Genomic DNA, 291 nt, shown 5'->3' on the forward strand with positions numbered 1-291 from the left:
GCACCGGCGCGCCGACCGGATTCAACGGCATCCAGGTGGTTCAGGCCGGGGCGGGTGCGCTCAGTACCAACGATGCCTTCCGCCTGGCGCAGGGGCTGTCGGCCGGGCCGTACCAGTACTACCTGTTCAAGGGCGGCTATGACGCCGGTTCGGAGAACAGCTGGTACCTGCGCTCCAGCGTAACGGCGGTGCCGGAGCCTTCGGTGACGCCGCCTGACCCGCCTGGCCCGCAGGAGCCGCCAAGCTCCCCCGAACCACCGGGTACCCCGCAGTCACCCGGCACGCCGTCGT

At 70.8% G+C, this 291-nt stretch carries 1 protein-coding gene; it reads left to right on the forward strand.

Translation table 11 applies throughout. The features are described 5' to 3' along the window. The coding region (locus tag ACCC94_RS30210) for an autotransporter outer membrane beta-barrel domain-containing protein (protein WP_413353236.1) at positions 1 to 291 on the forward strand (291 nt) is incomplete at both ends.

It is taken from the genome of Pseudomonas sp. Pseusp97 (genome assembly GCF_047304025.1).
In the GTDB taxonomy this organism is placed as follows: domain Bacteria; phylum Pseudomonadota; class Gammaproteobacteria; order Pseudomonadales; family Pseudomonadaceae; genus Pseudomonas.